The organism is Curtobacterium sp. VKM Ac-2889 (genome assembly GCF_015350855.1).
Lineage (GTDB): Bacteria > Actinomycetota > Actinomycetes > Actinomycetales > Microbacteriaceae > Curtobacterium > Curtobacterium poinsettiae.
In genome coordinates this window covers 389,904-415,203 of sequence record NZ_JADKSC010000002.1, presented here as the reverse complement: position 1 = coordinate 415,203, position 25,300 = coordinate 389,904, and the positions used below count along the sequence as shown (strand labels likewise).

Sequence of the window (25,300 nt, the reverse complement as noted above, 5' to 3'; positions counted from 1 at the left end):
GTCGTGACCGCGGACCAGTGCCCCGGAGCCGTACCCCTGAGCGATGCTCGGCCGTCCCCCGACTTGCACAGAACTGTGCCGGAGTGCAACAGATTTCATGCGGATGCAACAAAAACGCACCCTTCACCTGAGTGCGCGCGAATCTTGCATCGTCTCGCAAGGATCGTGCAAGTTGGTTACCGGCGTGTAACCGTTCGCTCCAGGGTTTGGACGCCACTGTTCACCTTGCCTACGCTGCAAAGGTCAAACGCGCCCGGGTGACACAGCTGTGCCCGAACGCGTCCCATGCACCAGGAGGAACCTTGATCAAGAAGCGCGCCGGGCTCACCGCCCTCGCCGTGCTCGGGGCCACAGCACTCGCCCTGACCGCCTGCTCCAGCAACAGCTCCAACGGGGGTGGCTCGGGCTCGGCGAACGCGTCCGGGATCGTCACCACGAACGGCACCGAGCCGCAGAAGCCCCTCATCCCGTCGAACACCACCGAGACCGGTGGCGGCAAGGTCATCGACTCGCTCTTCGAGGGCCTCGTCTCGTACGACGCCGACGGCAAGCCCGTCAACGAGGTCGCGAAGAGCATCGACACCGATGACTCGAAGACCTTCGACATCAAGCTGAACACGGGTTACACCTTCACCAACGGCGAGAAGGTCACTGCCGAGTCGTTCACGAAGGCGTGGAACTGGGCAGCCCAGTTCTCGAACAAGCAGAGCGCCTCGTACTTCTTCGAGAACATCGAGGGGTACAACGCCGAGAAGGACTCCGAGCTCACCGGCCTCAAGGTCGTGAGCGACGACGAGTTCACCGTGAAGCTGAAGTCGGCCCAGTCGGACTTCCCGCTCTCGCTCGGCTACTCGGCCTTCGTGCCGCTGCCGTCCTCGTTCTACGACGACACCAAGGCCTTCGGTGAGAACCCGATCGGCAACGGTCCGTACAAGTTCGACGGCAAGAAGGCCTGGACGCACAACCAGTCCATCAAGCTCGTCGCCAACAAGGACTACGAGGGCAAGCGCAAGCCGAAGAACGGTGGTCTGACGATCACGTTCTACACCTCGCAGGACACCGCCTACGCCGACGCGCAGGGCGGCAACCTCGACGTCCTCGACGCCGTGCCGGACGCGAACTTCCAGACGTACAAGTCGGACTTCCCGGACTCGAACGTCAACCAGCCGGCCGCGATCTTCCAGGGCATCTACCTGCCCTACTACCTCGACCACTGGAAGGGCGAGGAAGGCAAGCTGCGTCGCGAGGCCGTCTCGATGGCGATCAACCGCAAGGAGATCACCGACAAGATCTTCGACGGCACCCGCACCCCGGCCAAGGACTTCACCTCGCCGGTGATCGCCGGCTGGAACGACGACCTCGAGGGCTCCGAGGTCCTGGACTACAACAAGTCCGAGGCCAAGAAGCTCTGGGCCGAGGCCGACAAGATCTCGAAGTACAACGACACCCTCACCATCACGTACAACGCCGATGGTGGCCACCAGGCGTGGGTGACCGCGGTCACGAACTCGATCTCGAGCACGCTCGGCATCAAGGCCGAGGGCAACGCGATCCCGACGTTCCAGGAAGCCCTGGACCTGCAGACGAACGACAAGCTCACGGGCGGCAGCCGTACCGGTTGGCAGGCCGACTACCCGTCGCTGTACAACTTCCTCGGCCCGACCATGGGCAAGGGCTCGTCGAGCAACTACGCGCGCTACGACTCGGCTGAGTACAACGAGCTGCTCGCCAAGGGCCGTTCGGCAGCCACCGTCGAAGAGGGCAACAAGATCTTCGACCAGGCCCAGGAACTCCTGTTCAAGGACCTGCCCGAGATCCCGCTCTGGTACTCCAACGTGACCGGCGTCTGGAACGCCGACACGGTGTCGAACGTCAAGTTCGGCTGGAACTCGGTGCCGCTCTACTACGACGTCGAGGTCAAGAACTGACCCTGGTCTCGTAGAGACCACCCCGCGAGCAGGTATCCTGCCTCGCGACCACCGGACGGGGGTTCGGGGACCACACGGTCCCCGAACCCCCGTACCGCGGCGGCAAGACCTTCCCCCACACTGCGGGCGCCCTCCCGCACCGGACTTCCGTGCCGACCCTCGGACCGTCCACCCCTCACCACAATGAACCTGATCGACATCGCTCCGGACCGGGCAGTGATCTGATGCTCTGGTACCTCGGCAAGCGCCTCCTGCAACTCATCCCCGTGTTCTTCGGGGCCACGTTCCTCATCTACTTCATGGTCTTCTCGCTGCCCGGCGACCCGATCGCCGCGCTGTTCGGCGACCGTCAGCCGACGCCGCAGGTGATCGAGCAGCTGCGACAGCAGTACAACCTCGACAAGCCGTTCATCGTCCAGTACCTGCTCTGGATCGGCGGCGTGTTCCGCGGCGACCTCGGCGTGACGTACTCGGGCCTGCCGGTCAGCTCGCAGCTCGCCTCGGCGTTCCCGATCACCGCTCGCCTGGCGATCCTGGCGCTGCTGTTCGAGTCGGTCGCCGGCATCGTCGTCGGTGTCATCGCTGGTCTGCGCAAGGGCAAGCTGTTCGACGCCACCGCACTCGTCGTGTCGCTGCTGCTCATCTCGGTCCCGACCTTCGTCGTCGGGTTCCTGCTGCAGTACGTCTTCGGCATCAACCTCGGCCTGTTCCGGGTGACGGTGTCGGGCGAAGCGCCGTGGGACGAACTCGTGCTGCCAGCGATCGTGCTCGCCTCGGTGTCGTTCGCGTACATCGTGCGTCTGACGCGCGCGAGCGTGGCCGAGAACATGAGCGCGGACTTCGTCCGCACCGCGACGGCCAAGGGTCTCCCGCGTCGTCGGGTGATCGGGGTGCACATCTTCCGCAACTCGCTCATCCCCGTGGTGACGTACCTGGGTGTCGACATCGGCAACCTGATGGTCGGCGCCGTGGTGACCGAGGGCATCTTCAACATCCACGGTGTGGGTGGCACGGTGTTCCAGGCCGTCAAGCTCGGCGAGGGTCCGACCGTCGTGTCGTTCGTCGCCGTGATGGTCATCATCTTCATGCTCGCCAACCTCCTGGTCGACCTGCTCTACGCCGTCCTGGACCCGAGGATCCGCTATGCCAAGTAACGCCGCATCCCGCTCGGCGACGCACTACGTCGCTCCGATCGAGGAGACCCCGCTCCAAGCGGTCGACCAGGTCGACGAGAACGAGAAGACCCGGTCCACCTGGACCGATGCCTGGGACTCCATGCGTGTCCGCCCGATGTTCTGGGTGTCCGCCGTGCTCATCCTGCTCATCGTCGTCGTGGCGCTGTTCCCGGGTCTCTTCACGCACATCGACCCGAGGAAGGCGATCCTGGCGAAGAGCAACGAGGGCCCGGAAGCCGGCCACATCTTCGGGTACAACCGCCAGGGGTACGACGTGTACTCACGCGTGATCTGGGGTGCACGGAACTCGCTGATCGTCGGCATCGTCGCCACCGTGCTGGTCACGATCGTCGGTGTCATCATCGGCGCTCTCGCCGGCTTCTACGGCGGATGGCTCGACACGATCGTGTCCCGCATCGCGGACATCTTCTTCTCCATCCCCACCGTGCTCGGCGCGATCGTGATCATGTCGGTCATCCCGGCGCGGAACGCGATCACCGTGGCGTTGGTCCTCGCGGCGTTCGCTTGGCCGCAGATCGCTCGCATCATGCGTGGTGCCGTGCTCAGCGCGAAGCAGTCCGACTACGTCATGGCCTCGGCCGCGCTCGGCGTCAGTCGCTTCAAGACGCTGGTCCGGCACGTGATCCCGAACTCGGTGGCGCCGGTCATCGTCGTGTCGACCGTGTCGCTCGGCACGTTCATCGTGGCCGAGGCGACCCTGTCGTTCCTCGGTATCGGGCTCCCGGACTCAGCGCTCAGCTGGGGCCTCGACATCGGGACCGCGCAGGTCTCGATCCGAACGGCACCGTCGACGATCTTCTGGCCGTCGGCAGCCCTGTCCATCACCGTGCTCGCGTTCCTGCTCCTCGGTGACGTGGTGCGCGATGCGCTCGACCCGAAGGCGAGGGCCCGCCGATGAGCGAGACACTGACCCAGCCGAACAGCCGCCGTACCGGCGGCTCCGGCGCCCCGCTGCTCGAGATCACCGACCTGCAGGTCGGCTTCAAGACCCAGAGCGGCCTCGTGCAGGCCGTCCGCGGCGTGAACCTCACCCTCGAACAGGGCGAGCGCCTGGCCATCGTCGGCGAGTCCGGTTCCGGCAAGTCGACGAGCGCCCAGGCGATCATCAAGCTGCTCCCCGGCACCGGTGAGGTCACCGGCGGCTCGATCAAGTTCAACGGGCGCGAGCTCGTCGGGCTGAGCGACAAGGAGATGTCGGAGATCCGCGGGAAGGAGATCGGCTACGTCCCCCAGGACCCGATGTCGAACCTCAACCCGCTGTGGTCGATCGGCTTCCAGGTCGAAGAGGCCATCCGTGCGAACGGCATGGCGACCGGCAAGGCCGCCGTCCGCGCCCGCGCGGTCGAGGTCCTGCAGGAAGCCGGCCTCGGCGACGCGTCGACCCGCCTGAAGCAGTACCCGCACGAGTTCTCCGGCGGCATGCGGCAGCGTGTGCTCATCGGCATCGGTCTGTCGAGCCGCCCGCAGCTGCTCATCGCCGACGAGCCGACGAGTGCGCTCGACGTCACGGTCCAGCGCGTCATCCTCGACCACCTCGAGACCCTGACCCGCGACTTCGGCACCTCGGTGCTGTTCATCACGCACGACCTCGGCCTCGCTGCCGAGCGGGCCGAGAAGCTCGTCGTGATGTACAAGGGACAGGTCGTCGAGGCCGGCCCCTCCAAGGAGATCCTGGCCAACCCGCAGCACCCGTACACGCAGCGCCTCGTCGCGGCGGCCCCCTCGCTGGCCAGCCGTCGCATCCAGTCGAAGGTGCAGCACCAGCGGATCGACATCGCCGACACCGGCAGTGACGACGCCGAGCTCATCGCCCGCGCCCAGGAGCGCGAGCACCGTCCAGCCGAGGACCTCATCGTGGTGAAGAACCTCGAGAAGGTCTACAAGCTGCGCGGCAAGAGCCTCGCCACGCGGGAGCTCAAGGCCGTCGACGACGTGTCGTTCTCGATCCAGAAGGGCACCACCACGGCGCTCGTCGGCGAGTCCGGTTCGGGCAAGTCGACCGTCGCGAAGCTCGTCCTGCAGCTCGAGAGCATCACGAGCGGCACCGTGCAGTTCGACGGCATCGACATCGGCGCGCTGAAGGGCAAGGACCTCTTCGACTTCCGCCGCCGTGTGCAGCCGGTGTTCCAGGACCCGTACGGCTCCCTGGACCCGATGTACAACGTCGGGAACACGATCGCCGAGCCGCTCGCCACGCACAAGGTGGGCGACAAGGCCTCGCGCCGTGCCCGGGTGCTCGAGCTCCTCGACCAGGTCGCGCTCCCGAAGTCGATGGTGAACCGCTACCCGAACGAGCTGTCCGGTGGTCAGCGACAGCGCATCGCCGTCGCTCGCGCGCTGGCGCTCAAGCCGGAGGTCATCGTCCTCGACGAGGCCGTCTCCGCGCTCGACGTGCTCGTGCAGGGCCAGATCCTCGACCTGCTCACCGAGCTGCAGACCGAGCTCGGCCTGACGTACCTGTTCATCACGCACGACCTCGCGGTCGTCCGCCTCGTCGCGGACAACGTGTGCGTCATGCGTCGTGGGCAGATCGTCGAGAAGGCGACGACCGACGAGGTCTTCGCCGCCCCGAAGGAGCAGTACACGAAGGACCTCCTGGCCGCTATCCCCGGCGCCGGGTTCGAGTTCGGACGCTGATCCCCCTGGACACGAACGAGGCCGGACGCCCCCTCGTCCTCCGCGCTGGTCGCGGGGGCGCGGTGGCGGCCGGCCTCGTCGCCGTCCTGGGCGTCTTCCTGCTGGGCGACGCCGCGTTCCGGGGGAGCTGGGACGTCGTGCTCCGCGCCGCCGGCCCGATCGCCGTGCTCGTCTGGGCGCTCTGGGTCCTGACCTTCCGCCCGTGCATCGTCATCGACGACCGTGCGGTCACGGTGCTCAACCCGCTCCGCCGCACCGTGGTGCCGTGGCACGCGGTCGCCGACGTCCGGCTCCGCTGGCAGATCGTGATCGAGACTGTCGCCGGACGCAAGGTCCAGTGCTGGGGCGGCCCGTCGCTGCCGCGGCCGAAACCCGCCCGACGCGGCGAGCGTGCCGTGCTGCGCCAGCCCGACGAGATGACGGTCCTGCTCGACCGATGGTCTGAGCGCCGCGCGGCGACCGGCACCGGTGATGCCGTGCGCGGCTGGGACGCGCCGGCACTGGCGGTCGGCGCCGCTGCGCTGGCGCTGCTCGCCGCCTCGCTGCTCAGCCTGTGGCTGGGAGCCTGACGCGGCTCGCGATCGCGACCACACGACGGACGGGAGGCCCGGCGCACGACGTGCGCCGTCCCTCCCGTCACGGCCGTCGCCCCGCTGGCGCGGTGCGCCGGTACCGGCGGGATGGGCCCTCCTCCCGTCCGTCTGCTGGTCACGACCGCTGCCGCGCTTGGTGAGCAGAAATGGTCGGGTCCGCGGGTGGGACCCGACCATTCCTGCTCACCATGCGGAGCGGTGAACGTGACCGTCGTCGTCAGACGACCGCGCCGACCCGCTCGGTGAGCAGGTGCTCCTGGTCGGTCTGGATGCAGGCGACGCCACGGCCGTGCACGGGCTCGAGGCCCGGGTCGATGGTGCGGCACTGCTCCTGCCGGCCCTCGTCGAGGAGCTGGTAGAGCGGGCAGCGCGTGCGGAACCGGCAGCCGTCGATGCGCTCCGTGGGGGAGGGCAGGTCGCCCTCGAGCAGGATGCGCCCGCGGGCGGCCTCGGCCATCGGGTCCGGCACCGGGACAGCCGACAGCAGGGCCCGCGTGTACGGGTGCTGCGGGTCCGAGAAGACCGCGTCCCCGTCGCCGTACTCGACGATGCGGCCGAGGTACATGACGGCGACGTCGTCGGCGATGTGCCGGACGACGGACAGGTCGTGCGCCACGAACAGGTAGGACAGGCCGAGACGGTGCTTGAGGTCCTCGAGCAGGTTGATCACACCGGCCTGCACCGAGACGTCGAGTGCGGACACCGGCTCGTCGAGCACCAGGATCTTCGGCTCGACGATCAGCGCACGGGCGATGCCGATGCGCTGCCGCTGGCCGCCCGAGAACTCGTGCGGGTACCGGTCGATGTAGGTCGGCTCGAGGCCGACCAGCTCGAGCACCTCGCGCACGCGCCGACGGATCTCGTCCTTCGCGACGCCGTGCACCGTGAGGGGTTCGCCGATCACCGAACCGATGTCGAGGCGCGGGTCGATCGACGCCATCGGGTCCTGGAAGACCACCTGGATGTCGCGGCGCAGGGCCAGACGGTCCTTCTTGGAGAGCGAGGCGGTGTCGACGCCGTTCACCCGGATGGTGCCGTGCTGGGCGCCGGCGAGTTCGAGGATCTCCATGATCGTCGTCGTCTTGCCGCAGCCGGACTCGCCGACCAGGCCGAGCACCTGCCCGCGCTTGAGCGTCAGGGAGATGCCGTCCACCGCGTGCACCTCGCCGATCTGCCGGCGGAACAGTGCGCCCTTGGTGAGCGGGAACGTCTTGACCACGTCGTCCAGTTCGAGCACGACGTCGTCGCCGTGGTCGACGCTGGCCTCGGGGACGTCCTCGGGGCGGGGGAAGATCTCCGAGCGCTCGAGGGTGCCCGCGGCGATCTCGTCGCGGCGGATGCACGCGGCGGTGTGCTCGTCGAGCAGGGTGCCGTTGCCGATCGTCTGCACGGCGCCGGTCATGACCGGGTTGTCGGCGCTCTGCGGCACCGTCGTCGCGACGAGGGCGGGTTCGCCGTCGCGGCAGGCGTCGAGGACGGCCGGGCAGCGGTCGGCGAACGGGCAGCCCGTCGGCTTCTGCGTCAGCAGGGGCGGGCGGCCGTCGAGCGGGACGAGCCGCTCGGTGCGGGCGGAGGTCATGTTCGGCATCGAGCGGAGCAGCCCGATCGTGTACGGCATCACCGGCTCGCGGAACAGCGGCAGGACCGGTGCCGTCTCGACGATCCGGCCGGCGTACATCACGGCGACGCGGTCGGCGTTGCCGGCGACGACGCCCAGGTCGTGCGTGATGAGCACGACGGCCGCACCGGTCATGTCCTTCGCGGTCTGCAGCACGTCGAGGATCTGCGCCTGGATCGTCACGTCGAGGGCGGTGGTCGGCTCGTCGGCGATGATCAGCTTCGGGTCGTTCGCGATGGCGATCGCGATCATCGCGCGCTGCCGCATGCCGCCGGAGAACTCGTGCGGGAACGCGTCGAGCCGTCGCGCCGGGTTCGGGATGCCGACGATGCGCAGCAGTTCCTCGGCGCGGGTGCGCGCGGCGTGCGCGGTCAGCGACCGGTCGTGCAGGCGCAGGCCCTCGACGATCTGCTGCCCGATCGTGTACACCGGCGTCAGGGCGGACAGCGGGTCCTGGAACACCATCGCGATGTCACGACCGCGCAGCGCCGACATCTCACGGTCGTTCTTGCCGACGAGCTCCTGCCCGTCGAAGCGGATGCTGCCCTGCACCTGGGCGGACGACGGCAGCAGGCCCATCACGGCCATCGAGGACACCGACTTGCCGGACCCCGATTCACCGACGATGCCGAGGAACTCGCCGGGGGCCACCGAGTAGTCGACACCCCGGACCGCGTAGACGGGCTTGGTCTTCGGGTTGAACGTGACCGACAGGTCGGACACGGTGAGCAGCGGCTCAGTCACGGTTGGCTCCGGAGGTGGGGTCGATGGCGTCGCGCAGGGCGTCGCCGAGCAGGCTGGTCGAGAGCACGGTCGCGACGAGGGTCGCTGCGGGCAGGACGAAGAGCCACGGGCGGGTGACGGCCGACTGGCTGCCGGCGGCGAGCAGGGTGCCGAGCGAGACGTCGGGGATCTGGATGCCGAAGCCGAAGTAGCTGAGGGCGCTCTCGGAGAGGATCATCGCCCCGACACCCAGCGTCGCGTCGATGATGAGCAGCGATGCCACGTTGGGCAGGATGTGCCGTCGGATGATGGTGAACGAGGGCACACCCATGAACCGGGCGGCCTTGACGTAGTCGCGCTCGCGCAGGGACATCGTCTGCCCCCGGATCACCCGGGCCATGATCATCCAGCCGAAGATCGCCAGCCCCACGATGAGTGCGAGCCAGCTGAGGTTCTTGAACAGCGGGCTGAGGAGCACGAGCGCGTAGAACGACGGGATCACCAGGAGCAGGTCGATGCCCCAGACGAGCGCACGGTCGACGAACCCACCGAAGTACCCGGCGACGGCGCCGACGATGCCGGCGATGAGGGTCGCGGCCGGTCCGGCGATGAGTCCGATGAGCAGCGACTTCTGCAGGCCGACCAGGGTCTGCGCGTAGATGTCCTGGCCGATGTCGTTCGTGCCGAACCAGTGCGCGGCGCTTGGCGGCATGCCGAACGCGAGCCCGTCGGAGTCGGAGGCGTTCCAGTGGTACAGGTGCGGGCCGACGAACGCCCAGAGGATGATGAGCAGCAGCGCACCGCCGCCGATGCGCGCGCGCCAGGTGCCGAACACCTTGCGCCAGAGCGGGGTGCGGCCGCCCTTCACCTCGATGACGTGCGCCGGCGTCCCGGCGTTGCCGTCGCCGGGGTCACCGGCGGTGGTCGTGGTCGTGGGGTCGAGAACAGACACGGGTCACACCCTCACTCGCGGGTCGAGCGCGGCGTACAGCAGGTCCGCGAGGGTCCCTGCGATGAGCACGAGGATCGCCGTGAAGAGGATCGTGCCCGCTGCCGCGTTGATGTCGTTGTTCGTGATGCTCTGGATGAAGTACTCACCCATGCCGTGCCAGCTGAAGACCAGCTCGGTGATGCTCGCACCCGTCAGGATCAACCCGAACGAGTAGGCGAAGAAGGTCGACATCGGGATGAGGGCGACCCGCACGCCGTGGCGCATGATCGCCGATCCGCGCGTGCGGCCCTTCGACCGGGCGGTCCGGATGAAGTCGTTCGACAGGACGTCGAGCATCGCGGAGCGCTGGTAGCGCGAGTACGACGCGACGGCGCCGACCGTCAGCGAGATCGTGGGTAACAACAGGTGCACGAGTCGGTCGCCGAGCACCGGGAAGAACCCGCTCACCCCCGGCGTGTACTCACCGGTGAAGCTGATCACCTGTGCGCCGACGCCCTGGTTGAGGGACGTCGCCAGGATCATCAGCACGACCGCGATCACGAACGGCGGGGTCGCGAGCACCGTGAACGACGCGTAGGTCGAGACCTGGTCGGACACCTTGTACTGCCGGACCGCGTTCCAGACGCCGAGCAGCACGCCGAAGAGCGCACCGAGCAGCGTGCCGATCACGAGCAGCCGCAGGCTCGTCCCGGACCGGGCGATGATGTCGGCCGTCACCTCGGTGCCGCGCGAACTCATGCCGAGCGACCCGTGCGTGACCAGGCCGACCCACCAGTCCCAGGTGCGGACGAGGATGGGGGTGTTCGGATCGGCGCCGAGCTTGCGGAGCGACGCGTCGATGGTGCCCTGCGGCACGGCCGGGTTGCGCCCGAGGAACCGGGCGGCCGGGTTGAGCGTCGTGCTGGCGAGGATGTACCCGAGCGTGGTCGCCACGATCGTCAGGACGATGTAGTTGACGATCCGCTTTGCGATGAAGGCGAGCATGTGGTTGGTGACCTCTGGGTGCGGCCGTCCGTCCGGACGGCGTTGTCGGTGGCGACAGGCTAGCCGGTCCGGACGGCGGGGTGGGACAACGGAAGTGACGTTATGCAACATTCGTTACGAGCGTGTTTCGATTCCTCGCAGAGACCCTTGTGCAGCCTTCGGATGTGGCTAGGGTTCTCAACCAACAGACGCGACGGCGGGGCCGCCGCGGTCCAGCGCGAACTGCGCGAACCACAACGAAAGGGAATCCTCGCCATGCGAAAGAGGATCAAGGGCATCGCGGTCCTGGCCACCGCTGCGGCAGCTGCCGTCGTGCTGGCGGGCTGCTCCGGCGGCGGAGAAGCGGGCGGCGACAACTCCGCGGTCGCCGAGTCGTCACTGAAGTCGACCGGCTGGACCGTCGCGGACCGCGCCGACGTCAAGGACGGCGGGTCGATCGCCCTGCCGATCGACACAGCTCCGGCGAACTGGCAGCTGGCCAACCTTGACTCGGGGACGGTCGACGACACGACGATCTCGCAGACCTACCTGCCGGGGTTCATCCAGTTCAAGGAGAACGGCGAGTGGGAGGCGAACAAGGACTACGCGACCTCCGTCGAGCTGACCAAGGACTCGCCCCAGACCGTCGAGATCAAGATCAACCCGAAGGCCGTCTGGTCGGACGGCACCCCGATCAGCGCAAAGGACGTCATCGCGAACTGGAAGGCGCTGAACGGCACGAACAAGGCCTTCGCGCCCCTCGCCACCAACGTGTGGGAGGACGTGGACTCGGTCAAGCAAGGCTCCGACGAGCGTGACGTCATCATGACGTTCTCGAAGACCAACGCCGACTGGGCGAGCGTCCTCGGCGCGATCTACCCGTACTGGGCCGTCGACACCCCGGACCACTTCAACAAGGCCTGGGCCAAGGGTCCGTACGCCGCCGACGGCAAGACCTACGTCTCCGGTGGTCCCTACATCCTGAAGTCCTTCGACGCCAACGGTGGCGTCGTGACCTTCGAGAAGAACTCCAAGTGGTGGGGCGACCCGGGCAAGCTCGACACGATCGTCTTCAAGACGGTCTCGCGTGACGGCGTCGCCCAGGCGTACGGCAACAAGGAGCTCGACGCGTTCAACCTGAACGGCAGCGCCGACAACCTCAAGACGGCGAACTCGCGGTCCGACTCGAAGATCGAGCGCTCGCTCGGCACCACGCAGCGTCAGATCACGCTGAACGGCACCTCGGACGTCTTCAAGGACCAGGACGTGCGCCAGGCGTTCGCACAGGCCATCAACCGCAAGGTCGTGGCCCAGGCGATCCTGTCGCCGGTGAAGAGCCCGGGCGACGTGCTCAACAACCTCGTCTACCTGCCCGGTCAGCAGGGCTACGAGGACGACGCGTCGAGCGTCTACGGCTACAGCACCGACAAGGCGAAGTCGAAGCTCGAGGACGCCGGCTGGAAGATCGGTTCGGACGGCTACGCGACCAAGGGCGGCAAGGAACTCGACGTCCGCTTCGTGATCCCCTCGGACAACCCGAACTCGGCGAACGTCGCGCAGCTCGTGCAGCAGCAGACGAAGCTCGCCGGCTTCAAGGTCACCATCGACACCGTCCCGACCGACGACTTCTTCACGAAGTACGTCACCACGTCGACGCGTGACTTCGACGCCACGTACTTCGCGTGGCAGGGCACCCCGTTCCCGATCTCGTCGCTGAAGTCGATCTACTACCCCGCCGACGCCGGCCAGAACTACAGCGGCGTGACGGACGACTCGCTCGGCGCCGCCTGGGACAAGGCGAACGGCGAACTCGACGCGGATGCCCGCATCAAGGACGCGCAGGCCATCGGCAAGAAGATCGTCGCGGTCGCCGGCACCATCCCGCTGTTCGCCGAGCCGTACGCCTGGGGCGTTCGCAAGGACCTGGTGAACTACGGTCCGGCGCAGTTCCAGCAGTCGTCGGTCAAGTGGCAGGACGTCGGCTACAAGAAGTAGCCACACCGCACGAGAACGACACCGCACACGAACGACACCCCCGACGTCGCACGACGTCGGGGGTGTCGTTCGTGTGCGGCCCGTTGACGACGCGCCTGCCCAGACCTTCAGTTGACATCCGATGTTGTGCCCTGCAACTGTTGCCGAGGGCGGTAGGGGCTACCGCCTCTGTGAAACAAGGGGCAGATCCATGCGTAAGAAGAAGATGATGATGGGCGTCGCAGCGATGACGCTCGCGTTCTTGGGATTCACCGCCACTTCGGCGAGCGCTGCCGAGGTCGTCATCGTGCACATCGGCGGGACCACGGTCGTCGGCGGTTCCAACACTTTCAAGGACAACGACGGCAAGACGAATGTCTACCGCACCACGGCGACCTTCAGCCAGGTGAAGGCGAAAAGTGCAAGGCTTGTCAGCTTCCAGGTCTGCTACAGCCGGACTGGTGGGGGCCAAGCGACGCTGTCGCCGTACACGCGGAACGTCAACGGGAACTTCTGGGACTCCGGGGTGTACAAGGTGATCACGTCCGGGACCTGCTACACCTACAAGCCGAACAAGGTGTACAAGAAGCAGAGCAACGGTGAGATCGTCCGAGTTGTGAACCGCATCACGCCGAACCGCGAGGAGACCGTCGGTTTCTACCGCTGAGACCGGCTCCGGACGGAGAACCTTCAACGACACCCCCGACGTCGCACGACGTCGGGGGTGTCGTTCTGCGTCCGGGCGAGTCAGAACTGTGCCGCCGCGAGCGACGCGGCGAACCCGAGGACCACGAGCGCCAGGATCGTCCAGCCGTGGGTGCGGTGCGTGATCGGCGCAGCCGTCACGGACGACGGGGGCGGGCCGTCCTGCGTCACCGGAGCGGGCACGTGGGTCAGCATCAGCGCGGCCGCAGCGTCGACGTCCAGGCGATCCGGGCCTCCTGGCCGGTCACCGGTGTGCGCGGCGAGACGCGCCGTCGGGCGGGTCGCGATCCAGACGCGGCGAACGCCCTCGCTGGTGACCACCTCGATGCCGTACTTCGTGCGCACCTCGCTGACGCGCGACCAGGTGTAGGTGCTGGTGCGCCGGACGTCGACGATGCGCAGGTGCTCGGGCGTCAGCTCGAACCGCGGCCGCCACAGCACCGCCCACGCGACGAAGGCGACGGCGATGCTCGGGATCGGCACGAGCCACGGGGTTCCGCCGCCGATCAGGGCCAGCGGGACGAGCACGACGGCCACGACCCAGAGGACGAGGGCGAGGGCGCGCAGGCCCGGGGCGACGATGGTGGTGTGCACCGGACGAGGGTACGAGATGCCTCCCCGGAGACGCCCGGGGAGCGGGTGTGACACACCGGCGCGTATCTCCGGACGACCCGATTCCCCGGGGAGGCAGATCCTTGACGGACCCTCGTGCCGTCCATGGTCGTCGCCCCCGGTTGGGGTGTCAACACCCCGTTTCGACGAGTTCAGCGGACTCCCACGCCGGGGCTACGAAACGAGCAGTTCGATCTGTTCGCGGATCGTCTCGGCCTTCGGGAACCGCAGGCCGACCAGGCCGATGTGGCGCCATCGGAGCACGCCGTCGGGGCCGATCACGAACACGGATCGTCGCAGGCCGATCCCCGGTGCCTGGACGCCGTAGGCGCGGATGACCGAGCCCGCGGTGTCGCTGAGCAGGGGGAACGCGAGCGAGGAGCCGCGGGCGAACTCCTCGTGCGAGTCGAGCGCCTGGGGGCTGATGCCCCACACCGTGGCACCGAGGTCGGTGAACTCGTCGAGTTCGGCCTGGTAGCTGCAGAGCTGGGCCGTGCAGACCGCCGTCGCGTCGCCCGGGTAGAAGGCCAGCACGACCGTCCGGCCGATCTCGGCGGACAGGTCGTACTCGTCGTCGGAGCGGACGCCACGGCGCACGACCATCCCCGGCAGGGTGAACGACGGTGCGGACTCGCCGATCGCGGGGATGCTCATGCGCTCACCGTAGGGCTGCGGTTCGGCCCTCGGACCTCGGCGCGCTGTGCTGGGGTTGTGGATGCGCCCGGTGGCGCGCCGAACGGCCAGCGGGCCAGCGAGCCGGCGGCCCCGCGACGCGGCGTTCCGCCAGCGACCCGGCGGCCTACGCGAACAACTGCGGGAACGCGTGCGCCACCCAGGGGTACCCGACGAAGACCACCGCGTCGAGCAGGGCGTGCGTGATCACGAGCGGCAGCAGCCGACCCCACTTCGTGTAGATCCAGCCGAACACGACGCCCATCACCGCGTTGCCGATGAACGCCCCGAAGCCCTGGTACAGGTGGTAGCTGCCACGCAGCAGTGCGGTCGACAGGATCATCTGCCAGCGGCCCCACCCGAGGTCCCCGAGCCGGGCGTAGAGGTACCCGATCACGATCACCTCCTCCTGCAGCCCCGAGCGGATCGCGGACAGCAGCAGGACCGGGATCGTCCACCAGTACGAGTTCAGTGCGGCGGGGTCGACGGCGACCGTGATGCCGAGCGCACGTCCGGCGAAGTACAGCGCGAGCCCCGGGATCCCGATGCAGAGCGCGATCAGGGCCGGGCCGCCCAGGTCCGGCTTCGCCCGGAACCGGTCGATGCCGAGCCGGCCGAGGTGCGGTCGCGAGGTGCTCCACAGCAGGTAGCAGACGAGTGCCACCGGGGCCAGGTCCACCGCGATGCCCAGGAGCTGCCGGGCGAGGTCGACGTACTGCACCGTCGTCGACGAGGTGTTCAGGGCCGTCGACTGCTCGCCGAGCGGCGTCGTCTGCGACAGGTCGTCGATGATCTGCAGGATCGAGTACAGGGCGCTGGCGCCGAGCGAGAGCAGCAGGACGATGGTGATCTCGACCCACGTTCGCCGACGGCTCATCGTCAGTACTCCTGTCTGTTGCGAACTACCGGTAGACTGGCGTGTCGGGCGTTCTGCCCGCGGGTGCGGTGCTGTGAAGACACTGGCCCGACACTCTCCCAGAAATTGAAGGATGTCCTGTATGGCGCTCGCCACCCGGTCCGACCTGCGCAACGTCGCCATCGTGGCACACGTCGACCACGGCAAGACCACCCTCGTCGACGCGATGCTCACGCAGACCAACTCGTTCGACGCCCACTTCGAGGGCGAAGACCGCATGATGGACTCGAACGACCTCGAGCGCGAGAAGGGCATCACGATCCTCGCGAAGAACACGTCGGTGCTCTACAACGGCAAGCACGCGACCGAGTTCGGCTCGGACGGCCCGATCACCATCAACGTGATCGACACCCCGGGTCACGCCGACTTCGGTGGCGAGGTCGAGCGCGGTCTGTCCATGGTCGACGGTGTCGTCCTGCTGGTCGACGCGTCCGAGGGCCCGCTGCCCCAGACCCGCTTCGTGCTCCGCAAGGCGCTCGCCGCGAAGCTCCCGGTGATCCTGCTCGTCAACAAGACGGACCGCCCCGACTCCCGCATCGACGAGGTCGTCTCCGAGTCGCAGGACCTGCTGCTCGGCCTGGCCTCCGACCTGTCGGACGAGGTCGACGACCTCGACCTCGACGCGATCCTCGACGTCCCGGTGGTCTACGCCTCGGGCCGCAACGGTGCCGCGTCGCGCAACAAGCCGAACGACGGCGAGCTGCCCGACAACGACGACCTCGAGCCCCTGTTCGAGGCCATCCTGCAGCACGTCCCGGCGCCGAAGTACGACGACCAGCACCCGCTGCAGGCCCACGTCACCAACCTCGACGCGTCGCCGTTCCTCGGTCGTCTCGCGCTGCTGCGCATCTTCCACGGCACGATGAAGAAGGGCCAGACGGTCGCGTGGGTCAAGCACGACGGCACCGTCGTCAACGCCCGCATCACCGAGCTCCTCATCACCAAGGCGCTCGAGCGCTACCCGGCCGAGTCGGCCGGCCCCGGTGACATCGTCGCCGTCGCCGGGTTCGACACGATCACCATCGGTGAGACCCTGTCCGACCCCGAGGACGTCCGCCCGCTGCCGACCATCACGGTCGACGACCCGGCGATCTCGATGACGATCGGCACGAACACCAGCCCGCTCGTCGGCAAGGTCAAGGGCCACAAGCTGACCGCCCGCATGGTCAAGGAGCGCCTCGACCGCGAGCTCATCGGCAACGTCTCGCTCAAGGTCCTCGACATCGGTCGTCCGGACGCGTGGGAGGTCCAGGGTCGCGGCGAGCTCGCACTGGCCATCCTCGTCGAGCAGATGCGTCGTGAGGGCTTCGAGCTCACCGTCGGCAAGCCGCAGGTCGTCACCAAGCGTGACGAGAACGGCAAGCTGCAGGAGCCGTACGAGCACATGACGATCGACACGCCGGAGGAGTACCTCGGCGCGATCACGCAGCTCATGGCAGCTCGCAAGGGTCGCATGGAGAACATGACGAACCACGGCACCGGCTGGGTGCGCATGGAGTTCATCGTGCCGTCGCGTGGTCTGATCGGCTTCCGCACGTCGTTCCTGACCGAGACCCGCGGCACCGGCATCGCCAACGCGATCTCGCACGGCTACGACGAGTGGGCCGGCCCGATCCAGACCCGCATCAACGGCTCGATCGTCTCCGACCGTTCGGGTGTCGTCACGCCGTTCGCCATCACGAACCTCCAGGAGCGGATGACGTTCTTCGTCAACCCGACCGAAGAGGTCTACGAGGGCATGGTCATCGGCGAGAACTCGCGCGCCGACGACATGGACGTCAACATCACGAAGGAGAAGAAGCTCACGAACATGCGTTCGGCGAACGCCGACTCCTTCGAGTCGATGACGCCGTCGCGCCAGCTCTCGCTCGAGGAGTGCCTGGAGTTCGCGCGCGAGGACGAGTGCGTCGAGGTCACCCCGGCCGTCGTCCGCATCCGCAAGGTGGAGCTCGACGCGCAGGCCCGCCAGCGCTCGTACGCCCGCCTGAAGCGCCAGGACGCGTAAGCACCAGCACGAGCAACACCCCCGGAGGCCCGTCCTCCGTCCGACGGCCCGGTCACCTGCAACAGGTGGTCGGGCCGTTCGCGGTTGTACCGTGGTCAGCGTGACTCTCGACCTGCTCTCGATCTACCAGGACCTGCACGCCCACCCGGAGCTCGGCTTCCAGGAGCACCGCACCGCCGGTGTCATCGCCGCGAAGCTCGCCGAGATCGGGGGGATCGACGTGACGACGGGCGTCGGCGGCACCGGCGTCGTCGGTGTCGTCGCGAACGGCGAGGGCCCCGTGGTGTGGCTCCGCGCCGACATGGACGGCCTGCCGGTGCAGGAGCGCACCGGCCTGTCGTACGCCAGCGAGCACGTCGGCACCGACGACGAGGGCCGGGACGTCCCGACCATGCACGCCTGTGGCCACGACATCCACGTCACGTGGCTGCTCGGCACCCTTGAGCGCCTCGTCGCGACCACGGGGGACTGGCGCGGCACGGTCGTCGCCGTCTTCCAGCCTGCTGAAGAGGTCATCTCCGGCGCACGCGCGATGGTCGAGGACGGCCTGGTCGAGCGGTTCCCGAGGCCGGACGTCGTGCTCGGGCAGCACTCCGCGCCCGCACCGGTCGGCATCGTCGCCGTCGGCACCGGCCCGGTGATGGCGTCGAGCGACCGGCTGACGGTGACGTTCAACGGCCGTGGGGCGCACGGCTCGGCGCCGCAGGCCTCGCTCGACCCGGTCGTCACCGCGGCGTCGGCCGTCGTGCGACTGCAGACCGTCGTCGCGCGCGAGGTCTCGCCGAGCGACGCGGGTGTCGTCACCGTCGGCAGCTTCCACGCCGGCACGCGGGCGAACATCATCCCCGACGAGGCCGTGATCGAGATCTCGACCCGTGCCCGCAACGAGGAGACCCGCCAGCGCATCATCGCCTCGATCGAACGCATCGTCCGTGCCGAGAGCGCGGCCGGTGGGCTGTCCGAGCCGACGATCGTGCGGGCTCCGGGTGCCGAGGTCACCGTGAACGACGCCGAGGCCGCCGCCACCGTGCTCGACGCCATCCGCGCCGAGGTGCCGGGTGCTCGCGACCTCGAGATCGGGCTCGCCATGGCGTCGGAGGACGTCGGACAGCTGGCCACCGCCGCCGGCGCGCCGCTCGTGTACTGGTTCACGGGCATCACCGACCCGGAGTGCTTCCGCCGTGGCGAGGAGATCCCGAGCAACCACTCGCCGTTCTACGCGCCGCAGGCCGAGACGGCGATCCCGGTGGGTGTCGACGCCCTGGTGGCGGCGACGCGCGCCTACGTCGCCTGAACCGTCCGTCGGCACGGAGGCCCGGGGCGGCCCCGCCGCGCAGGTGACCGCCCCGGGGACGGCACGTTCACAGCCAACTCGCGCCGCGCCTCCCGGCTCGTCCGTTACGGTCACGCCATGCGTTCCCTCCGTACCCCGCTGATCGCCGCCGTCGCTGCCGGCATCGCCCTGGCCGGACTCACCGGCTGCTCGACCGAGGCCGTGCAGCAGGCCACCGACCTCGGGTCCTCCGTCGCGTCGAACGTGGCCGACGGGGTCGCCGGCATCGACGGCAAGGCGATCCAGGACGGCATGTCCTCGGTCGCCGGTGGCATCGACGGCGCGCTCGACACGGCGCTCAAGGGCGCCGACGTGACCTCCGACGGCAAGGTGCCGGACGGGTTCCCGTCGGCCGACGTCCCGCTCGTCGACGGCACGGTGCTGGGCGGGGGAGCCGGACCGAACGGCTCCGGGTGGGTCGCGCAGGTCCGGGCGGCCTCCGTCGACGACTTCCGGACGGCCGCGCAGCAGCTCACGGATGCCGGGTACACCGAGTCGGCGAAGCGCGCGGACTCGTCCAGCGCGTTCGGCATGTTCCGGAGCGACGGGTACCGCGTCGTGCTGACGTTCTCGGACAGCAAGGACAGCGGTGGCGTCACGGCGACCTACATCGTCACGCCCCGCTAGTCCCGTACCCTTGGGGACGATGTCCAAGGCCCCCGCCACGCGCCCGGAGCGCGTCCTGATCGTGCACGCCCACCCCGACGACGAGACGCTCTCGTCGGGTGGGACCATCGCCACCCTGCTCGAGCGCGGTGCCGAGGTGACCGTGCTCACCGCGACCCGGGGCGAGCGCGGCGAGATGCTCACGGAGCAGCTGGCTCCGCTCGCGGGCGACCCCGCGCGGGTGGCGCGGCACCGGGAGACCGAGATCGCCGCGGCCCTCGCCGCCCTCGGCGGGCCGCAGCACCTGTGGCTCGGTGGGCGCGGCGCGCGGCCGACCGACCTGCCCGAGCGTCGGTACGTCGACTCCGGCATGCAGTGGGGCCCGGACGGCCGGGCCACCGCTGCGGCCGACGCCCCGGCCGACTCGCTGACCGCGGCCGACCTGGGCGAGGTGGTCGACGACGTGCGCGCAGCCATCCGCTCCACCGGAGCCGACGCGGTGATCAGCTACGCCGACGACGGCGGCTACGGACACCCCGACCACGTGCGGATGCACCACGCGGCGCAGTACGCGGCCCGTGCCGAAGAGGTCCCGTTCTCGATGATCGTCGACCCCGACAGCGGGCAGGCCGACGTCACCGTCGACGTCCTGCCGGTCCGGGCCAAGGTGCGGGCGGCCGTCGAGCAGTACCGCTCCCAGGTCGCCGTCGACCCCGTCGACCCCGCCGACCCGGCCGCGCTGTCGTGGGTGATGCCGCACGGTGTCCGACAACACGCCCCTGCGGTGGAGGCGTTCCGGCACGACGCGGCCCCGCAGCCGGCGGCGCCGCAGACCTACGGCGAGATGTCCGGTCAGGGCAAGGCCGCGGCGGCCGTGGTGTCGCTGCTGGTCGGGCTGCTCGCCGGCGGCCTCGGCACGGTGACGCACCAGCAGACGCTCGGCGCGTTCCCGGTCGGACTCGTCGTCACCACCCTCATCGTGCTCGGCCTGACCGTGGGCGTGCGGCTCGTCTACCGCTCGCGGACGATGGTCGCCGCGATCGGCATCGGCATCCTCGTCGCGACGCAGGTGCTCGTGTCGGTCGGTGGCGAGAGCTCGCCGCTCGTCCTCGCCAACGCGGCCGGGTACGTGTGGACCTTCGCCCCCGCGGCCATCACCGCCCTCGTCCTCGCGTGGCCGGACCTGTCGGGGCTGCGGTCCCGGACGGCCCCGGGCCACGAGTAGACTCGAACCCGCTCGTCGAAGGGAGCACCCGAACCGTGACCTACGTGATCGCCCAGCCGTGTGTCGACGTCAAGGACCGCGCCTGCATCGACGAATGCCCGGTCGACTGCATCTACGAGGGCGACCGCTCGCTGTACATCCACCCCGACGAGTGCGTCGACTGCGGTGCGTGTGAGCCGGTCTGCCCCGTCGAGGCCATCTACTACGAGGACGACCTGCCCGACCAGTGGGCCGACTACTACAAGGCCAACGTCGAGTTCTTCGACGAGGTCGGGTCGCCCGGTGGCGCTGCGAAGGTCGGCGTGATCCACAAGGACCACCCCGTCGTCGCTGCCGAGCCCGTCCGCGGCTGACCGGACCCCTCGTGGCGCTCGACCTCCCCGAATTCCCCTGGGACCAGCTCGTCCCGTTCAAGCAGCGCGCCGCGGCGTACGAGGGCGGGATCGTCGACCTCAGCGTCGGCTCGCCCGTCGACCCCACGCCCGAGGTCGTTCGCACCGCCCTGGCCACCGCAACCGACGCGCACGCCTACCCGCAGGTCGCCGGCACCCCGGCGCTCCGGCAGGCCATCGCCGACTGGTACGGCCGCCGGCACGGTGTCGCCCTGACCGAGGCGAACGCGCTGCCGACGATCGGCTCCAAGGAGTTCATCGCGGGCCTGGCGCTCTGGCTCGGCATCGGCCCCGGCGACACCGTGGTGTTCCCGGCAGCGGCGTACCCGACGTACGAGCTCGGTGCCGCGCTGGTCCGGGCCGACGCCCTCGCCTCGGACGACCCCGCCGAGTGGCCGTCCACCACGAAGCTCGTCTGGCTGAACTCCCCGGGCAACCCGGACGGCCGCGTGCTCACCATCGACCAGCTTCGTGCCGCCGTGGTGCGCGCCCGCGAGCTCGGGGCCGTCATCGTCGGCGACGAGTGCTACGCCGAGCTCGGCTGGGACCCGGAGTACGCCACCACCCCGACCCCCACGATCCTCGACCCCCGGGTCGTCGGCGACTCGCTCGACGGCGTGCTCAGCGTGTACTCGCTGTCGAAGCAGTCGAACCTCGCCGGCTACCGTGCTGCCTTCGTCGCCGGTGACGCCGCGATCTTGGCCGACGTGCTGGCCGTCCGCAAGCACGCCGGGCTGATGCCACCGCTGCCCGTGCAGCAGGCGATGGTCGTCGCGCTGCAGGACGAGACCCACGTGCAGCAGCAGAAGGCCCGCTACCGTGCCCGTCGGAACATGCTCCGGCAGGCACTCGAGGGCGCGGGCTTCCGCATCGACCACAGCGAAGCCGGGCTCTACCTCTGGGCGACCCGCGGCGAGCCGGCGCTCGACACCGTCGCCTGGCTCGCCGACCGCGGGATCCTCGTCGCACCGGGCACGTTCTACGGTGCAGCCGGGGACGAACACGTCCGCGTGGCCCTGACGTCGACCGACGAACGGATCGCCGCAGCCTCCCAGCGACTGGCGAGCAGCCGGCGCCTCGGCACCGCGTAGCACGGACACGAGCACTCCCGCCGGCGCCCGCAATCCCTGGGAACCACCAAATCGTCACCTGGGATGTGTGCACGACCGACAGGTGCCGCGATTAGGCTGTCCTCGTGACTGACACTGCCAATGACGCTCAGAAGACGGCCACACCGCCCACCACGCCCGTCCCCGTGAGTCCCGCCGCCGAACAGCAGGGCGCGACCGCGACGCTGACGTTCCCGGGTGGCACGGCGGAGTTCCCGATCCTGCAGAGCGTCGACGGCGCGTCCGCGATCGACATCTCGACCTTCAAGAAGCAGACCGGGATGAACACGCTCGACTACGGGTTCGTGAACACCGGTGCGACGAAGAGCGCGATCACCTACATCGACGGCGACCAGGGGATCCTGCGCTACCGCGGGTACCCGATCGACCAGATCGCCGCGAACTGCACCTTCCTCGAGGTCGCGTGGCTCCTGATCTACGGCGAGCTGCCGACCCCCACCGAGCTCGAGCAGTTCGACGCCCGCATCCGTCGGCACACCCTGCTGCACGAGGACCTCCGTCGCCTGTTCGACGCCCTGCCGCACTCGGCGCACCCGATGTCGGTGCTGTCGAGCGCCGTGAGCGCCCTGTCCACGTACTACGAGGACGACATGGACGTCGACGACCCCGAGAAGGTCGAGCTGCAGACCGTCCGGCTCCTCGCCAAGCTCCCGGTCATCGCGGCCTACGCCCACAAGAAGGCCATCGGGCAGGCGTTCCTGTACCCGGACAACTCGCTGTCGTTCGTCGACAACTTCCTGCGGCTGAACTTCGGCACCATGGCCGAGACCTACAAGCCGAACCCGGTGCTCTCCAAGGCGCTGGAGCGGCTCCTCATCCTGCACGAGGACCACGAGCAGAACGCCTCGACCTCGACGGTGCGCATGGTGGGTTCGACGAAGGCGAACATGTTCGCCTCGATCTCGGCCGGCATCAACGCCCTGTACGGCCCGCTGCACGGCGGCGCGAACGAAGCCGTGCTCGAGATGCTCCAGCAGATCAAGGACTCGGGCGAGCCCGTCACGCGGTTCGTCGAGCGGGTGAAGAACAAGGAGCAGGGTGTCAAGCTCATGGGCTTCGGGCACCGCGTCTACAAGAACTACGACCCGCGCGCCAAGCTCGTCAAGGAGTCCGCGCACGAGGTCCTCGAGTCCCTCGGCGTGCAGGACGACCTGCTCGACATCGCGATGGAGCTCGAGCAGATCGCACTCGAGGACGAGTACTTCGTCAGCCGCAAGCTCTACCCGAACGTCGACTTCTACACCGGCATCATCTACAAGGCGATGGGCTTCCCGCCGCGGATGTTCACCGTCCTGTTCGCGATCGGTCGTCTGCCGGGCTGGATCGCCCAGTGGCGCGAGCTGAACAACGACCCGCTCAACAAGATCGGTCGCCCGCAGCAGCTCTACGTGGGTGCGCCCGAGCGCGACGTCCCCGAGCGCTGACCGACTCCGAACGCCCCGCCCCACGAACCCGTGGCGCGGGGCATTCGTGTGTCTGCGCCCGCCGTCACATCGAGCGGGCGGAACACCCGGGTGGCGCGGCGGGCGCACGCCGGCATTCCGCCCGCTCGTTGCGTTGCGTTGTGTCGTGTCGAGCCGGGGGAGGGGCCGGAGGGGCGGCGGGGTGCGCTGCTGCGGATCGAACGGGCGGAATGCCACGGTGGGGCCGACGGCGCACCCCGGCATTTCGCCCGCTCGCGGGGCGGGGGAGCTCCGGACGCGACGGCATGGAGGCCCGGTGCCGGTCTCGTGGACCGGCGCCGGGCCTCCTGTGCGTGCGTCGGTGGGTGCGCGATCGTGGGACGCGCCGCTCACCTGCGCCGGGTGGTCGCGAACGGTCGTCCGGCGGGCGTCGAAACGACGGTTCGTGCGCCCTCGGCGCACGCGGACGGCGTGTTGTGACCACTCGCGGGGCACTGGAGGCGACGACCTGGAGGCCCGGTGCCGGTCTCGTGGGCCGGCTCCGGGCCTCCTGTGCGCGCGTCGGTGGGTGCGTGATCGTGGGACGCGCCGCTCACCTGCGCCGGGTGGTCGCGAACGGTCGTCCGGCGGGCGTCGAAACGACGGTTCGTGCGCCCTCGGCACCCGCCGGCGGCGTGTCGTGACGGCTCGCCGGGCGGGGCGCTACGCGTGCAGCGCGGTGTTCAGCTGGATGCCCTCGCCCTTGCGCTGCAGGGCTTCGACGGCGCCGCTGACGCTGTTGCGGCGGAACAGGATGTTCGGGGTGCCGGAGAGCTCGGCGGCCTTGACGGTCTTCGGGGTGCCGTCGGGGTTCGGGGCCGCACCGACGAGGACCACCTTCGTGCCGGCCGTCACGTAGAGGCCGGCCTCGACGACGGAGTCGTCACCGAGCGAGATGCCGAGGCCCGCGTTCGCGCCGAGGAGCGCACGTTCGCCGAGGGAGACACGGTGTGTGCCGCCGCCGGACAGGGTGCCCATGATCGAGGAGCCACCGCCGACGTCGGTGCCGTGCCCGACGACGACGCCCTGCGAGACGCGGCCCTCGATCATGGCGTCACCGAGGGTGCCGGCGTTGAAGTTGACGAAGCCCTCGTGCATGACGGTCGTGCCCGGTGCCAGGTGTGCGCCGAGGCGGACGCGGCTCGCGTCGGCGATCCGGACGCGGTCCGGCACGACGTAGTCGAGCAGGCGCGGGAACTTGTCGATGCCGTGCACGGCGATGCCGGCGCGCTGCAGCGCGGGGCGCAGGCGCGTCAGCGACTCGGGGTGCACGGGGCCGGCGTTCGTCCACGCGACGATCGGCAGGTGGCCGAAGACGCCGTCCAGGGAGACCTCGTTCGGGCGGACGTGCAGGTGGCTCAGCAGGTGCAGGCGGAGGTACGCGTCCGGGGTGCTCGTCGGGCTCGCGTCGATCGTGATCTCGGTGGTGACGGCCTCGATCCGGACCTCGCGGCGGGGGTCGTCGCCGACGTGCGCCTGCAGCTCGGCGGGGAACACGGCGTCGGCGGGCAGGGCGCCGAGGTGGGTCTCCGGGTACCAGGTGTCGAGCGTCGTGCCGTCGGCGGCGATCGTCGCGAGGCCGTGGCCCCAGGCGTGGGTCGGGCGGTCGGAGGCAGTCGTGTCGGTCACGGCTCCAGGGTACCGAGCGGCCGTCGGAGGGCACCGTCCGGCCGGACGG

Annotated in this window: 21 protein-coding genes; 14 read left to right on the top strand and 7 right to left on the bottom strand. The window is 69.2% G+C overall.

The window, feature by feature from the left end:
• Positions 1 to 302 precede the first annotated feature (302 nt).
• The 5 genes from ITJ50_RS07740 (at position 303) to ITJ50_RS07720 (ending at position 6,330) form a co-directional block, all read left to right on the top strand.
• The gene (locus tag ITJ50_RS07740) at positions 303 to 1,928 is read left to right on the top strand and encodes a peptide ABC transporter substrate-binding protein (RefSeq protein WP_056072930.1); all 1,626 of its coding nucleotides are present in this window, start codon (positions 303 to 305) and stop codon (positions 1,926 to 1,928) included.
• 224 nt (positions 1,929 to 2,152) lie between these two features.
• Positions 2,153 to 3,082 (top strand): ABC transporter permease, encoded by a 930-nt coding sequence (locus ITJ50_RS07735; RefSeq protein WP_017887076.1) that lies wholly within the window; start codon positions 2,153 to 2,155, stop codon positions 3,080 to 3,082.
• Positions 3,072 to 4,022, top strand: coding sequence for an ABC transporter permease (locus tag ITJ50_RS07730; RefSeq protein WP_017887075.1), 951 nt, complete (start codon positions 3,072 to 3,074; stop codon positions 4,020 to 4,022). The genes ITJ50_RS07735 and ITJ50_RS07730 overlap by 11 nt, the downstream gene beginning before the upstream one ends.
• Complete coding sequence (locus ITJ50_RS07725) at positions 4,019 to 5,761, top strand: dipeptide ABC transporter ATP-binding protein (protein WP_017887074.1); 1,743 nt, start codon at positions 4,019 to 4,021, stop codon at positions 5,759 to 5,761. The genes ITJ50_RS07730 and ITJ50_RS07725 overlap by 4 nt, the downstream gene beginning before the upstream one ends.
• 62 nt (positions 5,762 to 5,823) lie before the next feature.
• Complete coding sequence (locus ITJ50_RS07720; protein WP_071251919.1) at positions 5,824 to 6,330, top strand: PH domain-containing protein; 507 nt, start codon at positions 5,824 to 5,826, stop codon at positions 6,328 to 6,330.
• Positions 6,331 to 6,571: 241 nt separating this feature from the next.
• Here ITJ50_RS07720 and ITJ50_RS07715 read toward each other — a convergent pair whose 3' ends face one another.
• The 3 genes from ITJ50_RS07715 to ITJ50_RS07705 are packed head-to-tail and all read right to left on the bottom strand — an operon-like array spanning position 6,572 to position 10,631.
• Positions 6,572 to 8,716: an ABC transporter ATP-binding protein gene (locus tag ITJ50_RS07715; RefSeq protein WP_017887072.1), complete on the bottom strand. Its 2,145-nt coding sequence runs from the start codon at positions 8,714 to 8,716 to the stop codon at positions 6,572 to 6,574.
• Complete coding sequence (locus ITJ50_RS07710; protein ID WP_017887071.1) at positions 8,709 to 9,647, bottom strand: ABC transporter permease; 939 nt, start codon at positions 9,645 to 9,647, stop codon at positions 8,709 to 8,711. Before ITJ50_RS07710 ends, ITJ50_RS07715 begins: the two co-directional genes overlap by 8 nt.
• A 3-nt stretch (positions 9,648 to 9,650) precedes the next feature.
• A complete protein-coding gene (locus tag ITJ50_RS07705) occupies positions 9,651 to 10,631 on the bottom strand; it encodes an ABC transporter permease (RefSeq protein WP_017887070.1) in 981 nt (326 codons plus the stop codon).
• A 255-nt stretch (positions 10,632 to 10,886) separates the two neighbouring features.
• On the opposite strand from ITJ50_RS07705, the gene ITJ50_RS07700 reads away from it, so the two are divergent.
• Positions 10,887 to 12,605, top strand: a complete 1,719-nt coding sequence (locus tag ITJ50_RS07700; RefSeq protein WP_194590246.1) for an ABC transporter family substrate-binding protein — start codon at positions 10,887 to 10,889, stop codon at positions 12,603 to 12,605.
• 190 nt (positions 12,606 to 12,795) lie between these two features.
• Entirely contained in the window at positions 12,796 to 13,251 is a 456-nt protein-coding gene (locus ITJ50_RS07695; protein ID WP_152427246.1) for a hypothetical protein, read from the top strand.
• An 80-nt stretch (positions 13,252 to 13,331) separates the two neighbouring features.
• Here ITJ50_RS07695 and ITJ50_RS07690 read toward each other — a convergent pair whose 3' ends face one another.
• The 3 genes from ITJ50_RS07690 to ITJ50_RS07680 all read right to left on the bottom strand — a co-directional run bounded on the left by ITJ50_RS07690 (position 13,332) and on the right by ITJ50_RS07680 (position 15,450).
• Positions 13,332 to 13,883 (bottom strand): PH domain-containing protein, encoded by a 552-nt coding sequence (locus ITJ50_RS07690; protein WP_042539359.1) that lies wholly within the window; start codon positions 13,881 to 13,883, stop codon positions 13,332 to 13,334.
• Positions 13,884 to 14,075: 192 nt separating this feature from the next.
• Entirely contained in the window at positions 14,076 to 14,555 is a 480-nt protein-coding gene (locus ITJ50_RS07685; RefSeq protein WP_042539357.1) for a peroxiredoxin, read from the bottom strand.
• A gap of 145 nt (positions 14,556 to 14,700) precedes the next feature.
• On the bottom strand, positions 14,701 to 15,450 hold the full coding sequence (locus tag ITJ50_RS07680; protein ID WP_017887065.1) for a CPBP family intramembrane glutamic endopeptidase: 750 nt from the start codon (positions 15,448 to 15,450) through the stop codon (positions 14,701 to 14,703).
• A 121-nt stretch (positions 15,451 to 15,571) separates the two neighbouring features.
• Here ITJ50_RS07680 and typA point away from each other — a divergent pair, with 121 nt between their 5' ends.
• From typA to ITJ50_RS07645, 7 genes are all read left to right on the top strand, one after another.
• A complete protein-coding gene (typA, locus tag ITJ50_RS07675) occupies positions 15,572 to 17,494 on the top strand; it encodes a translational GTPase TypA (RefSeq protein WP_017887064.1) in 1,923 nt (640 codons plus the stop codon).
• A 100-nt stretch (positions 17,495 to 17,594) separates the two neighbouring features.
• Positions 17,595 to 18,788: an amidohydrolase gene (locus tag ITJ50_RS07670; protein ID WP_323749893.1), complete on the top strand. Its 1,194-nt coding sequence runs from the start codon at positions 17,595 to 17,597 to the stop codon at positions 18,786 to 18,788.
• Positions 18,789 to 18,905: 117 nt separating this feature from the next.
• The gene (locus tag ITJ50_RS07665; RefSeq protein ID WP_017887062.1) at positions 18,906 to 19,454 is read left to right on the top strand and encodes a hypothetical protein; all 549 of its coding nucleotides are present in this window, start codon (positions 18,906 to 18,908) and stop codon (positions 19,452 to 19,454) included.
• Positions 19,455 to 19,473: 19 nt separating this feature from the next.
• Complete coding sequence (locus ITJ50_RS07660; RefSeq protein ID WP_194590244.1) at positions 19,474 to 20,658, top strand: PIG-L family deacetylase; 1,185 nt, start codon at positions 19,474 to 19,476, stop codon at positions 20,656 to 20,658.
• A gap of 35 nt (positions 20,659 to 20,693) precedes the next feature.
• Complete coding sequence (gene fdxA, locus ITJ50_RS07655; protein WP_017887060.1) at positions 20,694 to 21,011, top strand: ferredoxin; 318 nt, start codon at positions 20,694 to 20,696, stop codon at positions 21,009 to 21,011.
• Positions 21,012 to 21,022: 11 nt separating this feature from the next.
• Positions 21,023 to 22,141 carry a succinyldiaminopimelate transaminase gene (dapC, locus tag ITJ50_RS07650; protein ID WP_194590243.1) on the top strand — a complete coding sequence of 373 codons (1,119 nt, stop codon included), beginning with the start codon at positions 21,023 to 21,025 and terminating at the stop codon, positions 22,139 to 22,141.
• Between the two features lie 164 nt (positions 22,142 to 22,305).
• Complete coding sequence (locus ITJ50_RS07645) at positions 22,306 to 23,604, top strand: citrate synthase (protein WP_017887058.1); 1,299 nt, start codon at positions 22,306 to 22,308, stop codon at positions 23,602 to 23,604.
• 681 nt (positions 23,605 to 24,285) lie between these two features.
• Here ITJ50_RS07645 and dapD read toward each other — a convergent pair.
• A complete protein-coding gene (gene dapD / locus ITJ50_RS07640) occupies positions 24,286 to 25,251 on the bottom strand; it encodes a 2,3,4,5-tetrahydropyridine-2,6-dicarboxylate N-succinyltransferase (protein WP_017887057.1) in 966 nt (321 codons plus the stop codon).
• Between the last annotated feature and the right edge of the window lie 49 nt (positions 25,252 to 25,300).